Origin of the sequence: Nocardia acididurans (assembly GCF_016741815.1) — a bacterium.
Lineage (GTDB): Bacteria > Actinomycetota > Actinomycetes > Mycobacteriales > Mycobacteriaceae > Nocardia > Nocardia acididurans.
In genome coordinates this window covers 1-13,024 of the sequence record NZ_JAERRJ010000022.1, presented here as the reverse complement: position 1 = coordinate 13,024, position 13,024 = coordinate 1, and the positions used below count along the sequence as shown (strand labels likewise).

At 68.0% G+C, this 13,024-nt stretch carries 14 protein-coding genes; 10 read left to right on the top strand and 4 right to left on the bottom strand.

What is annotated here, in order from left to right; genetic code table 11:
• Nucleotides 1–15 precede the first annotated feature (15 nt).
• The 5 genes from recG to JK358_RS36765 all read left to right on the top strand — a co-directional run bounded on the left by recG (nucleotide 16) and on the right by JK358_RS36765 (nucleotide 5,418).
• Complete coding sequence (gene recG / locus JK358_RS36785; RefSeq protein WP_201957976.1) at nucleotides 16–2,292, top strand: ATP-dependent DNA helicase RecG; 2,277 nt, start codon at nucleotides 16–18, stop codon at nucleotides 2,290–2,292.
• A 79-nt stretch (nucleotides 2,293–2,371) separates the two neighbouring features.
• Nucleotides 2,372–3,298, top strand: coding sequence for an EamA family transporter (locus JK358_RS36780; protein WP_201957975.1), 927 nt, complete (start codon nucleotides 2,372–2,374; stop codon nucleotides 3,296–3,298).
• A gap of 162 nt (nucleotides 3,299–3,460) precedes the next feature.
• The gene (locus tag JK358_RS36775; protein ID WP_201957974.1) at nucleotides 3,461–4,201 is read left to right on the top strand and encodes a FadR/GntR family transcriptional regulator; all 741 of its coding nucleotides are present in this window, start codon (nucleotides 3,461–3,463) and stop codon (nucleotides 4,199–4,201) included.
• Entirely contained in the window at nucleotides 4,182–4,913 is a 732-nt protein-coding gene (locus tag JK358_RS36770; protein WP_201957973.1) for a sterol desaturase family protein, read from the top strand. Before JK358_RS36775 ends, JK358_RS36770 begins: the two co-directional genes overlap by 20 nt.
• A gap of 7 nt (nucleotides 4,914–4,920) precedes the next feature.
• On the top strand, nucleotides 4,921–5,418 hold the full coding sequence (locus JK358_RS36765; protein ID WP_201957972.1) for a hypothetical protein: 498 nt from the start codon (nucleotides 4,921–4,923) through the stop codon (nucleotides 5,416–5,418).
• Nucleotides 5,419–5,427: 9 nt separating this feature from the next.
• On the opposite strand, the gene JK358_RS36760 is transcribed toward JK358_RS36765, so the two are convergent.
• The gene (locus JK358_RS36760) at nucleotides 5,428–6,849 is read right to left on the bottom strand and encodes a short-chain fatty acyl-CoA regulator family protein (RefSeq protein ID WP_201957971.1); all 1,422 of its coding nucleotides are present in this window, start codon (nucleotides 6,847–6,849) and stop codon (nucleotides 5,428–5,430) included.
• A gap of 218 nt (nucleotides 6,850–7,067) precedes the next feature.
• Nucleotides 7,068–8,279: a DUF445 domain-containing protein gene (locus JK358_RS36755; RefSeq protein WP_201957969.1), complete on the bottom strand. Its 1,212-nt coding sequence runs from the start codon at nucleotides 8,277–8,279 to the stop codon at nucleotides 7,068–7,070.
• Between the two features lie 107 nt (nucleotides 8,280–8,386).
• Here JK358_RS36755 and JK358_RS36750 point away from each other — a divergent pair, with 107 nt between their 5' ends.
• Nucleotides 8,387–9,295: an IclR family transcriptional regulator gene (locus JK358_RS36750; protein ID WP_201957967.1), complete on the top strand. Its 909-nt coding sequence runs from the start codon at nucleotides 8,387–8,389 to the stop codon at nucleotides 9,293–9,295.
• Entirely contained in the window at nucleotides 9,282–9,653 is a 372-nt protein-coding gene (locus tag JK358_RS36745) for an SgcJ/EcaC family oxidoreductase (protein ID WP_201957965.1), read from the top strand. Before JK358_RS36750 ends, JK358_RS36745 begins: the two co-directional genes overlap by 14 nt.
• Before the next feature lie 4 nt (nucleotides 9,654–9,657).
• Here the strand turns inward: JK358_RS36745 and JK358_RS36740 are convergent, their stop codons facing one another.
• Complete coding sequence (locus JK358_RS36740) at nucleotides 9,658–9,834, bottom strand: DUF1737 domain-containing protein (RefSeq protein WP_201957958.1); 177 nt, start codon at nucleotides 9,832–9,834, stop codon at nucleotides 9,658–9,660.
• 89 nt (nucleotides 9,835–9,923) lie between these two features.
• On the opposite strand from JK358_RS36740, the gene yczE reads away from it, so the two are divergent.
• Together yczE and JK358_RS36730 are read left to right on the top strand one after the other, a co-directional pair.
• Complete coding sequence (gene yczE / locus JK358_RS36735; protein ID WP_201957956.1) at nucleotides 9,924–10,559, top strand: membrane protein YczE; 636 nt, start codon at nucleotides 9,924–9,926, stop codon at nucleotides 10,557–10,559.
• A 96-nt stretch (nucleotides 10,560–10,655) separates the two neighbouring features.
• Entirely contained in the window at nucleotides 10,656–11,474 is an 819-nt protein-coding gene (locus JK358_RS36730; protein WP_201957955.1) for an alpha/beta fold hydrolase, read from the top strand.
• A gap of 92 nt (nucleotides 11,475–11,566) precedes the next feature.
• On the opposite strand, the gene JK358_RS36725 is transcribed toward JK358_RS36730, so the two are convergent.
• On the bottom strand, nucleotides 11,567–12,157 hold the full coding sequence (locus JK358_RS36725; RefSeq protein ID WP_201957952.1) for a hypothetical protein: 591 nt from the start codon (nucleotides 12,155–12,157) through the stop codon (nucleotides 11,567–11,569).
• 294 nt (nucleotides 12,158–12,451) lie between these two features.
• Between JK358_RS36725 and JK358_RS36720 the strand changes: the two genes are divergently transcribed.
• Nucleotides 12,452–13,024 (top strand): biotin carboxylase N-terminal domain-containing protein (locus JK358_RS36720; RefSeq protein ID WP_307817909.1); only part of this gene is annotated, 573 nt, incomplete at its 3' end.

The following is a 13,024-nucleotide window of genomic DNA, read 5'->3' as shown; positions in this document are numbered from 1 at the left end:
CGAGGTGATGGGCTGATGGCGACACTGAACGACCGGCTCGACCATGTGCTCGGGGTGAAGGCCGCCGACCAGCTGGCCGAGTCCTTCGATATGAATACGGTCGAGGATCTACTACGACACTATCCGCTGCGCTACGCCACCCAGGGGCAGCCCCTGTCGGAGGAGCAGCCGGAGGAGGGCCAGCACATCACGGTCATCGGCCGGGTGACGAAAACCGATCTGCGGCCGATGAAGAACCGTCGCGGCAGCCTGCTCAAGGTGTCGCTGGACAGCGGCGGCCCGCGCCCGGTGGACATCACCTTCTTCAATGGCGACAAGGTGCGCCATCTGGTGAAGGAGGGCGTGCGCGCGATGATGTCGGGCACCGTGCACTACTGGCGGCCCGATCAGTGGAACCTCTCGCACCCCGACTATCTGATCCTGCCCAACAAGGTGGACGGCGAGGTCGACAAGGTCACGTCCGTGCACGGCGGCGGCGCGCTGCGCGGTCTCGCCAACAGCGCGAAAGGCGCGGGCGGCGTGGACATGTCGTTCTTCGAGCGCGAGTTCATCCCCGTGTATCCGGCGACGGCGAAGGTGCAGAGCTGGGACATCCTGCGCTGCGTCCGTCAGGTCATCGATCAGCTGGACCCGGTCGACGATCCGCTGCCGGAGAGCCTGCGCGCCGAACATGCGCTCACCCCGGTCTCCGATGCCCTGCGCCTGATCCACCTACCCGAGCGCAAGTCCGATATAGAGGAGGCGCGCAACCGCCTGCGTTTCGACGAGGCCCTGGCCCTGCAGCTGGTGCTGGCCGAACGCCGCCATCAGACCGAGGGCCGCCGCGCCGAACCGTGTCCGCCGCGCACCGACGGCATCGCGGCGGCTTTCGACAAGCGTCTGCCCTTCGAGTTGACCGAGGGCCAGCGCACCGTCATCGACGAGATCTCCGCCGACCTGTCCCGTCCGCACCCCATGCACCGCCTGCTGCAGGGTGAGGTGGGTTCCGGTAAGACCATCGTCGCCCTGCACGCCATGCTGCAGGTGGTCGACAGCGGTCGGCAGTGCGCCCTGCTCGCGCCCACGGAAGTCCTTGCCGCCCAGCACTATCGGTCGCTGAAGAATATGCTCGGCGATCTCGGGAGCGCCGGTGAGCTGGGCGCGGCCGACAATGCCACCAAGGTGGTGCTGGTGACCGGTTCCATGTCGGCCGGTCAGAAGAAGGCCGCGCTGCTGGACGCCGTCACCGGCGAGGCCGGTCTGGTGATCGGCACGCACGCCCTCATCCAGGACAATGTCGATTTCTTCGATCTCGGCATGGTGGTGGTCGACGAGCAGCACCGCTTCGGCGTGGAGCAGCGGGATGCCTTGCGCGCCAAGGCGAAGAACGGCGTCAGCCCGCATCTGCTGGTCATGACGGCCACCCCGATCCCGCGCACCATCGCCATGACCACGCTGGGCGATCTGGAAACCTCGGTGCTGACCCAGCTTCCGCGCGGTCGTTCGCCGATCGTCTCGAAAGTCGTTCCGGCCAAGGTGAAGCCGTCCTGGGTGGATCGCGCCTGGGAGCGCATTCACGAGGAGGTGCAGGCGGGCCGTCAAGCCTATGTCGTCTGCTCGCGCATCGGTGACGACGAGGAGAACGGCAAGGGTTCGAAAGCCAAGGGCCGCAAGAAGTCCGAGGAGGAGAAGGAAGGCCCCACCACGCATTCGGTGCTCGACGTCTACGAGATGCTGCGCACCGGCCCGCTGAAGGACCTACGCGTGGGCCTGCTGCACGGCCGCCTCCCCGGTGACGAGAAGGACCGTGTCATGCGGGCCCTCAACGATCACGAGATCGACGTCCTGGTCTCCACCACGGTCGTCGAGGTCGGCGTCGACGTCCCGAACGCCACCATCATGGCGATCGTGGACGCGGATCGTTTCGGCGTCAGCCAGCTGCATCAGCTGCGCGGCCGTGTCGGCCGAGGTAAGCATCCGGGTCTCTGCCTGCTCATCACCGAGACCAATCCGGTCGGTACCGCCATGGCCCGTCTGGAAGCCGTGGCGGCCACGAACGACGGTTTCGAACTGGCCGTCCTCGACCTGCGCCAGCGCCGGGAAGGTGATGTGCTCGGCTCCGCGCAGTCCGGCACCGCCCGCAGCCTGCGCCTGCTCTCCCTGCTCGACGACCTCGAAGTCATCACCGCCGCACAGCAATTGGCGCGTGAGGTGGTGGAGTCGGATCCGGGCCTGAAGAAGCATCCGGGCCTGGCGAGCATGATGCGCGCCGCCGTGGACGGCGAGCGCCTGGAATATCTGGCCAAGTCGTAGCCGATGTAGTCGGCAGGGCCGGTGGGGGCGGATCGACGCCGGTCCGGTTTTCCGGGGGCGAACCGTAGGAGGAGTACGCATGGTGGCGATCGGTATCGACGGTCCGCGCAGATCCACGGGCAGACCGTCCTTCCGCCGCCTGCCCGCCTGGCAGGGGCTCGGCGGCATGCCGCCGACCGCCCTGGTCATGGGCGGCATCGTCAGCGTGCAGTTGGGCGCGGCCTTCGCCAAACAGCTCTTCGGCTCGATCGGCCCGGCCGGTGCGGTCGGCCTCCGTCTGGGTTTCGCGGGCATTGTGCTGCTCGTCGTCTGGCGTTCGGCCCTGCGCGTCGATCGCCGTGCGATCCCGGTGGTGCTGGCCTACGGCGCGGTCCTGGGTTCGATGAACCTGTGTTTCTACGAGGCCATCGACCGCATCCCCCTGGGCATGGCGGTGACGATCGAATTCCTCGGCCCCCTGGCCGTCGCACTCGCCGGTTCCCGCAAATGGATAGACCCCGTGTGGGCGTTGCTGGCCTTCGGTGGTGTCGTGCTCCTCACTCAGGCCGACGGCGACGTTTCCATGACCGGCGTTCTGCTGGCGCTGGCGGCGGGAGCCTTCTGGGCGGCCTACATTCTGCTCAGCGCCAAACTCGGTGAACGGACCAGTGGCGGCGGCGGTTTGGCGCTGGCCATGGCTTTCGGCGGTCTTCTCATCGCCCCGATCGGCATTGCCGAAGCGGGCAGCGCCCTGCTCGATCCCGCCGTCCTGGCCGTAGGTTTCGCGGTGGCCCTGCTGTCCTCGGTGGTCCCGTATTCCTTGGAACTCGAAGCCCTGCGCCGCATTCCGCCGCGCGTCTTCGGCGTCTTGATGAGCCTGGAACCGGCGGTCGCCGCGCTCGCGGGCCTGCTCGTCCTGGGCCAGGTCCTCGGCTTCGGTCAATGGGCCGGTGTCGTCTGCGTGGTCGCTGCCTCGGCGGGAGCCACGCGCACCAGCTCCAAGGACACTCCGCCGGTCAAGGACTGAGTTGTCGGGCATGCCGCGCCGATAGGCCGGAGTTTCGCCGTCGTCGGGCCGGCCCGGAGTGCTCGACCCGAGCGTTAGCTCCGTAACAGTGTCCCTACCTGCGCGAAATCAAATTGGTCTGACCACTTGACCTCTGACCAATCGGCCCCGTACCGTCGTGGCATGGCGCTGAAGCGGATCGATCGCAGGACCGTCCCGGACGAGGTTTTCGACCAGCTGGTGGACACCGTGCTGGACGGTGAACTGGAACCCGGGGCGACCCTGCCCGCCGAGCGTCAACTGGCCGAGGCGCTCGGCGTATCCCGCCCGACCGTGCGGGAGGCGCTACAGCGCCTCGCGCACACCGGCCTGGTGGAGGTGCGGCAGGGCGGTGGCACCACCGTCCGCGACTTCCGCCGTTTCGGCGGCCTGGACATGCTGCCGCGCCTGATCTTCCGGCACGGCGAGCTCGATCACGCGGTGCTGCGCAGCATTCTGGAGACCCGCGAGGCCATGGGCCGCGAAATCGCGGGCCTGGCCGCCGAACGCGGGGGTGAGGCCATCGTCCCCGCCCTGCGTGAGGCAGTGGATCAGCTTGTCGCCCACGACGATCCGATCACCCAGCAGCGTTTCGCGCTGATCTTCTGGGATCACCTGGTCGATGCCGCCGACTCCATCGTCTACCGCCTCATGTTCAACAACCTGCGCGCGGTCTACGAGCCCGCCATGGCGGCCCTGGCCTCGGTCATGGCCGCCGAGGTCGGTCACGCCGAGCGCTACCGCGCCCTGGCCGACGCCGTCGCCGCCGGTGACGCCCCGGCGGCCCGCACCGCCGCCACGGAACTGTTGTCCCTGGCGACAACGGAATTCACCACTTTCATCCGCCGTCTACAGGAGGCGCACCATGACCCCGATCAACCCTGACCGTCGCGTCCCCGACGCCGAGGTCGACCGCCGCGCGCACGCCCGCCTGGCCGCCGACGATGCCGAATCCTCGCGCCGCACAAAGCTTTCTCTGGACGCGGCCTTCCGCGAATGGCTCCGCCACCCCACCCCGTGGATCATCGCCGCCATCCTGATCGGAGCCCTCGCAGCCCGAATCGCCCTGGGCGACTGGCAGATCACCGACGCCCTGGTCCCGCTGATCATGCTGGCGGCATTCCCAGTGGTGGAATGGCTCATCCACGTCTTCATCCTGCACTGGCGTCCCCGCCGCCTGGGCCCCGTCACCGTGGATTCCCTGCTCGCCCGCAAACACCGTGAGCACCACTCGAACCCACGCGACATCCCCCTGATCTTCATCCCCTGGCAGACCTTCCTCTGGCTGGTCCCCGCCCTCCTGGCGATCACCCTCCTCGCCTTCCCCCGCCCCGCCCTCGGCCTGACTTTCCTTGTCCTGGTAGGCATCCTGGGCCTCTACTACGAGTGGACCCACTACCTCATCCACACCGACTACCAGCCCACGGGCCGCCTTTTCAAAGCCGTCCGCAAGAACCATCGCCTGCACCATTTCAAGAACGAGCACTATTGGTTCACGGTGACCACGACGGGAACCGCCGATCGCGTGCTGCGCACGTACCCGGACCCGGCGCGGACCCCGAACTCGCCGACCGCCAAGGCGCTGCATATGTCATGATCTCCGGGTGGGGAACCGGTTGCTGGGGTTGGTGTTCGTGTTGCTGGTGGTCACGGGGTGCGGGAAGACCGTGCAGGGAATCGCGCAGCCGGATCCGTCGGCCGTCAGGACATCGGGAAGTACCGCGCCGACGACCGGTTCGACCGTCGAGGGCCCGGTGCCGCTGGCGCAGCTGGAGGGTACGTGGACCGGAACCTACGTGTGCGCGCAGGGGGAGACGGCGTTGACCTTGACCATCGAGCGCGCGGTGAACAGTGCGGCCCGAACGGTTTTCGCGTTCGGGCCGACGCCCGGAAATCCCGCGGTGCCGCAGGGCAGTTTCGATATGGATACCCGCTATGTGGATCGGACGCTGAATTTCACCCAGCGGTCGTGGATCCAGCGGCCGGACAACTACCTCATGATCGATCTGATCGCTGACGCGGTCGCGGTGAACTCGATCAGCGGGAAGGTGTCCAAGGCGGCCGGATGCACGACCTTCACGGTGACCAAAGCGCGGGTGTGACAGCTCTTTTCATCGGGGGATGCGGGGGTAGGGCAGGTCGGTGCTGGTGTGCTCGCTGATGGCGAGCGGCCGGCCGATCTGCGGGAAGGCGCGCTGCGCGCAGTTGGGCCGCTCGCACACCTTGCAGCCCGCGCCGATGGGCACGGCCGCGCCGGGGTCGTCGAGTTGCAGGCCCTTGGAGTAGACGAGCCGGTCGGCGTATTCGATATCGCAGCCCAGCCCGATGGCGAATTCCTTTCCGGTCGAACCGTATCCGGTGGGGGAGGGGTTGGCGGTGCGGGCGATCCACAGGTAGCGGCGGCCGTCGGGCATGGAGGCGATCTGGGTGAGCATGCGACCCGGATGCGCGAAGGCTTCGTGCACCACCCACAGCGGGCAGCTGCCGCCCACCCGGGAGAAGTGGAATGCGGTGGCGGACTGTCGTTTCGAGATGTTCCCGGCGCGATCGGTGCGGATCAGGAAGAACGGCACTCCGCGCTGGCCCTGGCGCTGCAGGGTGCTCAGCCGGTGGCATACGGTTTCGAAGCCGACCTCGAAGCGCAGGCCGAGCAGATCGATGTCGTAGCGCAGTTCCTCGGCGGAGCGCAGGAATTTGCTGTACGGCAGCACGAGTGCGCCCGCGAAGTAGTTGGCCAGCCCGATGCGGGCGAGCGTCCTGGATTCGTCGGTGAGCGAGGGTGTTTCGTCCAGCACCTCGTCGAGCAGGTTGCCGTGCAGCAGGAAGGCGAGGGTGGTGGCGATCTGGAAGGCGCGCTGTCCGGGCCGCAGCCGGCGCGCCAGCGTCAAGGTGCGCGTCTCCGGTTCGTAGTGCCGCTTGGGCACATTCGGGTCGGCCCCGTCGCCGCGCACCAGGACGGTGACTCCGGCGCGTTCCTCGGCGACGCGGGCGAGCTGCCGGTCCAGTGATCCGATGGTGAGCCCGCAGTCCTCGAACAGCCGCTCGGCGGCGAGGTCGAGCTGTGCGATGTGATTGTGGTGGTCGTAGAAGAAGTCGCGCACGTCCTCGTAGGGCATGGGTACGCCCGGCGCGCCCGTGGGTGTGGCGACCTTCGAGGACAGCAGATCCAGCTGGTCGGTGGCCGCCCGTAGTCGCCGATGCATGGCCACAACGATTTTCGCGACCTCGGGCATGCGGGTGGCCAGATCCTCCACCTCGGCCACGGGCGCGGCATTGCCGCCCGCGGCCTCCACCAGGATCTCGTGCAGATCCGATACCAGCCGGGCATCGGAGTCGGCCGCGAAGAACTGCACGTCCAGATCGAACGTCGAGTTCAGCTTCAGCAGCACGGGAATGGTGAGGGGGCGCTGATCACGCTCGAGCTGGTTGAGGTAGCTGGGTGAGAGGTCCAGGGATTTGGCCAAGGCCGCCTGGGTCATCCGACGTTCCTCGCGCAACCGCCGTAGTCGGGCACCCGCATACATCTTGCGCACAGTGCGTGATGGTACCGATCAGGCTTCGCAAACATCGCTATTTGAGCGGACTCGCCGTGCCAACTCGCCCACTGCGAGGGTTTTCGGCGTTTCGGTGTGGCTGCGTAGCATGCGAATTCGACGGCGTCCGCGAGTTCGCGCGCGGGTTCCCATGGTACGCGGCGGTGCTGTTCCGCGCGGCCGAACGGTCGTCGGAAAGTTTGCCCGACAGGCGGATTTCAGCCGAGGATCAGTTGTACCTGAAGTTCGCCGACCAGGAATCCGAGCACCGCGCCGATGGCCACCAGCTTCCATTCGTCCTGTTTGAAGGCCGGCCGCAGCAGGCCCTCGTATTCGTCGTCGGTGAGCAGCCGGGTCTTCTCCACCACCAGCGACTGCATATCGAGGGATTCGATGGCCTGCTTGTCGAACAGGGTGGCCGCGGTGCGGATGTAGTCGAGAACGTAGGTGACGGCCTCGGTTTCGAGTGCGGTCACCGCGTCCTTGGCCACCAGCATGACCAGTGGTTTGGCCGGTCCGGCCTGACCGTCGACGAAGACGCGCATGCGGTGCGCGAGCAGGGAGGCGAGCCGGTCGGCGCGCTCGCCCTCCAGGACGGCTTCGAGAATCTTTGCCGGGGTGAAGATCTCGTTGGCGATCAGGTCGGCGTAGTCGGCGCACACATTCTCGCGGCGGCGGTGGAACATGCCCTGCCAGCGGAAGGGGCCGAGGCCGAACGGCTTGACCGGGCGGAAGATCATCTGCAGTGCGAGCCAGTCGGTGACCAGGCCGGTGAATCCGCCGAAGGCGGGCATGAGCAGCGGATTGTGGGTGAACGCCCAGACCAGCATCTGCACCAGGCCGAGCACGGTGCCGAAGATGAGCCCGGAGCGCACGATGAACCGCAGCTCGTTGCGCCCCACCCGGCGCACCATCTCGACCAGCAGCGCCTTGTCGTTGACCAGCGTGTCGATGGCCATGCCGCGCAGGTCCATCACCTGATCGATATTGGTGCGCAGGTCGAGGACGATTTCCTCGATGAGCTGCGGCATGCCCTCCTGTACGCGTTCGATGAGCGCGCGCTGCGCGAGCGGTGGCATGTTCACCCACAGCCGGGGCTGATGCCGCATCATCATCTCGCGGACCATGTGGTCGACGGCGGCGTCGAGGGGCTGGCGCAGCCGGGTGGTCAGCTCGGTGACGTCGATCCGGTCGATCATCTCCTGCGGATCGATGAGTTTGGTGAACATGAGGTCCACGGCGATGGTGGCCATCCGCGCGGAGGCCCGCGGCACCACGCCCTGCCAGCCGAGATACGGCGGGATGCCGACGAAATGCAGCGGGCGCATGAGCATTTCGACGGCGACGATCTTGGTGATCCAGCCGATGAGCGCCGCGACGACGGGGATGGACAGGTACAGCAGCCAGTTGTCGGCGAAATCGGCGATCACGACGCGATCGGTTCCGCAATGGTGGTGCGCAAGGCCAGTCCCCTCGGTACGATTATCCGCATTAATCGGTACGACTATTTGTATCGATGCACAGGCTAGGAGAACGTGTGCCGACTGGCAAGACCCGGGCCGGGGAGACCTCCCCGCCCACCCAGCGGGTCACCTCCATCGTGGAACTGCTTGCCGCGCAGCACAGCCCGCTCACCGCGGCCGAGATAGCGGACGCCCTGGAGCTGAACCGCTCCACCGCCGGGTCCATTCTCACCGCCCTCGCCGAACGCGGCTGGGTGCGGCGACTGCCCGACCTCAGCTACGAACTGGGTCCGGCGCTGGTCGCGCTCGGCCTGCGCGCCGCCGACTCCAACGGCGACCGCGCCCGGCTGGAGGCCGAACTCGAGCGCCTCGCCGAACGCACCGACTGCGGCGCGGCGCTGACCGCCATCAGCGGCGATCACCTGGAATTCGTGGCCGTCACCCGGGACCGGATGACCGCGGGCATCGAACAGGGCGCGCGCATTCCCCTGCTCGCCCCCGCCGGAGCGGCGATCATCGCGCACTCCAGCCCCGCGCGCCAACAGGATTGGCTCGCCACCGGCGCACCCGAGAGCCGCGCCGAACAGCAGTCCGTGCTGGAAACCCTTCGCGCAGCGGGCTATTGCGCCTGGCGGCTTGAACCCGACAGCCTGCCCACCGTGCGGGTGCTCTCCGATGTCGCGCATCACCTGGCGGATCACCCGTCGAGCAAGGAACTGCACGGCCGGGTGCTCGCCCAGCTGGCCACCATCATCGGAAGCGCTTACGACCGAGCCACTTTCGACGGCGAGGCCGCGCTTCCGCTCAGCTATATGAGCGTCCCGGTCTTCGACGGCGGCGGCCATGCCGTGCTGGAGTTGAAGATCGGGCCCCTGCGCGTGGACGTCACCCGCGCCGAACGCCGCCGCTATCTCGGCGAATTGGAGGCGGCCGCGCGCCGCATCGGCGGCAGCCTGGAAAGGAAGAACCATGTCCGACCCTGACGGCCTGGTGCGCGCCATGTGCGCGGCCTGGGCCCGCCTCGATGCCGACGAGATCGCCTCGTACTTCACCGAAGACGCTGTGTACCACAATATTCCGATGGATCCGGTGGTGGGCCGCGAGGCCATTCGCGACTTCATCACGAGTTTCTCGGCTGCCCTGGACGGCATCGACTTCGCCATTCACCGCCAGACCGTGAACGGCACGCTGGTGATGAACGAGCGCACGGACACCCTGCGCGGTGCGGGTAAGCAGACCCCGCTCCCGGTCATGGGCGTGTTCGAGATCGCCGATGGCAAGATCGCCGCCTGGCGCGACTACTTCGACATGGGCGGCCTCACACGCGCTTTCGGCGGCTGAACGCTCAATCCTCGTCCAGCACAACCGCTTGCGCGGCGATCACGCGGCCGCCGTTGGCGGTGATCGACGGGGACCCGTGCAGGCGATACCCCTCCGCGAGCAGTGCGCTGATCCGCTCACAGAAGCTCGCGTCGTCGGGTCCGGTGATGAGCCGGTAGCGCAGGCGCGGTGTTTCGGTCATAACCGTCAGCGTAGGCGGCGGTCCGGAACGGTCCAGCAATCGGCAACTGGCTCTGTATTCACGGTCCAGTTGCCGGGCATGCTGGACCGATGCTGCTTCGTCGATTGACCGCCCTGTACGTCGGCCTCGTCCTCTACGGACTCTCGATGGCCGTCATGATCAGGGCGGGCCTGGGGCTGGACCCGTGGGACGTCTTCCATCAGGGGGTGACCCTGCAGGTGCCGATCAGCTTCGGACTGGTCGTGGCGATCACCGGCGTGGTAGTGCTACTGGCCTGGATTCCCCTGCGGCAGAAGCCGGGCCTGGGCACCGTGAGCAATGTCGTGGTCATCGCGGTGGCGGTCGACGCCGGTCTCTGGCTGCTGCCCGACCTGCACGGATTGCCGCTGCGCATCGGCGCGATGGCGGCCGCGGTCGTCATCAACGCGATCGCGACGGTGCTCTACATCGGCGCGGGTATGGGTCCAGGTCCGCGAGATGGCCTGATGACTGGACTGGTCCGCCGCACCGGCCGACCGGTCTGGCTGGTGCGCACCGGCATCGAGGCGACCGTCCTGGCCACCGGCTTCCTGCTCGGCGGCAGCGTCGGTGTCGGCACCCTCGTCTACGCCTTCGGCATCGGCCCGCTCATCGGGCTCATGATCCCCTTCGTGCACGACTACCTCCCCGGCTTCCGGCAGCCGGAATCGGATCCGGCCCAGGCCGAGACGCTCACCGCGGCCTGATAACCGGAACTGCTGGCACTCAGAAGAAACCGATCTTGGACGGTGGGATCACGCGGCGGCACAGTCGATATCGACCCACCGGACCAGGAGGAAGCCATGACGAAGACCGCCCCCGCGCTCGAATCCGGCGTCACCGAGGGAACTCTCGAACACGGCCTGCCGTACCTGGCGCTCGGATCCGGCCGGCCGTTGGCGTTCCTGAGCTGGTTCACCCCCGATCACGCCAATCCGACCGGCCGCATGCGGAATTCGCTGATCGAGACGCTGCGACCGTTCGCCCGGGACTTCCGCGTCTACGCGATCAACCGCGCCCCCGGGACCGCGCCCGGCACCACCATGGCCGATATCGCCGCCCAGCACGCCGCCGCCCTGCGCGCGGAATTCGGCGAACCGGTGGACGTGATCGGCGTCAGTTCCGGCGGTTCGGTCGCCCTGCAGCTGGCGGTCGATCACCCGGACATCGTCCGCACCCTGGTGACCATCTCCTCCGGCTACCGCCTCGAACCGCATGTGCGCACCGCCCAGCTCGCCTATGCCGAGGCGGTCGCGGCCGGCCGCCGTGGCCTGCACCACGGCGCGCCCATGGTGATCGCCTCCCCATGGCGCGCCCGGCTCGCCGCCGCGGCCATGTGGCTGATCGACCCCTTCGTGCGGCCCCGCAACCCCGCCGACACCCTCGCCTTCGTGCGCGCCGAGGACCCCTTCGACCTGACCGGCAGGCTGGCCGAGATCACCGCCCCGGCGCTCGTACTGGGCGGTGACCGGGACGCCGCCTATCCGGTCGAGAACCTCCGCCGCACCGCCGCCGGGATTCCGGACGGCCGAGCCATCGTCTACCGCGGTGCGACGCATATGGGCGTCGTCAAAGATCCCCGGCTGATCGCCGACACCCTGGACTTCCTCACCCGAGAGTGAGGCTTGATCGCCTGGTCGAGCACGTCGGGATGACGGGGACACGCGGTGGGGGCAGGTGAGGCGTACGCCGGGATGACGTCCTGCGGACTCGCTCAGCCGCAGGCTCCGGCCTCGGCCAGGCGGACGGCCTCGATCGCGATCGCCTGATCCTGGGCCGAGGTCATATCCCAGGCGGGGCTGTCGCGCAGCACGCTGATCGCCCCGTCGGCTCCGACCTGCTGCACCAGTGCGGCGTAGTGGTGGCACTGCTCCAGTGCGGACGCCGAACTCCCATCGGGGACAGGCGCGCTCGATACCGGCGGGGTGGTCGCAGGGCTGCCGGTCTCGATCCGCTCGACCGGTTCGACGGTGGGTTCCGGGCTCGGCGCGGCACTGATCGCGCCGCCCGGCGGCGGGGGCGCGACTGTTTCGCTCACCGGGACGTCGTTTCCGCTCACCGGTGAATCCGTCTCGGGCAGTGGCGGATTCGCGGCGGCCAGGGGCGAATTCGCTATCGCCGAGGTGGGGGTGGCCACCGTGCGGCTCGGCGCCCCGGCCTGGGAGTGGTCGCGGCCGGGCGACATCTCGAGGGCCAGCACGACCAGCGTGGCGACCAGGACCAGCGCCCCCGCGACCGTCTTCCACGAGACGCCGCGGGTGCGGGCGCGATCGGATTGCGCCGCAGGGCTTTCCGTCGGATCCATATCCTCTTGTGCCGGTGGCACGCCTACCTCCAAACCGTGCGCGGCCACGGCAGCTCACACCTCGGCCCAACGCTGTGAGAGCCTACCCAGCCGCGCGCGGGTCGTGGGCCGCGAGGCCGCCTGCCCTGCTTAGCATCCCGGCAAATCATGGCCGATTCGCGCCGGAGCCGGACTACCGGCCATGTTGCCTGGCCGTTAACACAGATTCGCAATCGCCCGGGGTGTGACTGTGAAGATTGCTGCGAAGCGACGTTCGATGCTTGTTCGAGATCCGGGGGCAGGTACCTTAGGCGAATGTTCTCCAAAGTCCTGGTCGCCAACCGCGGCGAGATCGCCATCCGAGCGTTCCGCGCAGCCTACGAACTCGGCATCGGCACCGTGGCGGTGTTTCCCTACGAGGACCGGAACTCCGTGCACCGGCTCAAGGCCGACGAGGCCTACCAGATCGGTACGCCCGGCCATCCGGTCCGGGCGTATCTGTCGATCGAGGAGATCATCAAGGCGGCCAAGAGCGCGGGGGCGGACGCTGTCTACCCGGGTTACGGTTTTCTTTCCGAGAACCCGGACCTGGCTGCCGCCTGTGCGCGGGAGGGCATCACCTTCATCGGGCCGTCCGCGCAGGTGCTGGAGCTGACCGGCAACAAGGCGCGGGCCATCGCCGCCGCCAAGGCCGCCGGACTGCCGGTGCTGAAGTCCAGCGAGCCGTCCGCGGATGTGGACGCGCTGCTGGCCGCGTCGCAGACCATGGACTTCCCGATCTTCGTGAAGGCCGTCGCGGGCGGTGGCGGGCGCGGTATGCGCCGGGTCGCCGATCCCGCGCAGCTGCGGGAATCGATCGAGGCCGCCTCCCGTGAGGCCGAATCGGCG

What these genes read in the sequence shown, in the direction of transcription:
- recG (WP_201957976.1), top strand. Translation starts at nt 16, where the DNA reads ATGGCGACACTGAACGACCGGCTCGACCATGTGCTCGGGGTGAAGGCC.
- JK358_RS36780 (WP_201957975.1), top strand. Translation starts at nt 2,372, where the DNA reads ATGGTGGCGATCGGTATCGACGGTCCGCGCAGATCCACGGGCAGACCG.
- JK358_RS36775 (WP_201957974.1), top strand. Translation starts at nt 3,461, where the DNA reads ATGGCGCTGAAGCGGATCGATCGCAGGACCGTCCCGGACGAGGTTTTC.
- JK358_RS36770 (WP_201957973.1), top strand. Translation starts at nt 4,182, where the DNA reads ATGACCCCGATCAACCCTGACCGTCGCGTCCCCGACGCCGAGGTCGAC.
- JK358_RS36745 (WP_201957965.1), top strand. Translation starts at nt 9,282, where the DNA reads ATGTCCGACCCTGACGGCCTGGTGCGCGCCATGTGCGCGGCCTGGGCC.
- JK358_RS36740 (WP_201957958.1), bottom strand. Translation starts at nt 9,834, where the DNA reads ATGACCGAAACACCGCGCCTGCGCTACCGGCTCATCACCGGACCCGAC.
- yczE (WP_201957956.1), top strand. Translation starts at nt 9,924, where the DNA reads ATGCTGCTTCGTCGATTGACCGCCCTGTACGTCGGCCTCGTCCTCTAC.
- JK358_RS36730 (WP_201957955.1), top strand. Translation starts at nt 10,656, where the DNA reads ATGACGAAGACCGCCCCCGCGCTCGAATCCGGCGTCACCGAGGGAACT.
- JK358_RS36725 (WP_201957952.1), bottom strand. Translation starts at nt 12,157, where the DNA reads ATGGATCCGACGGAAAGCCCTGCGGCGCAATCCGATCGCGCCCGCACC.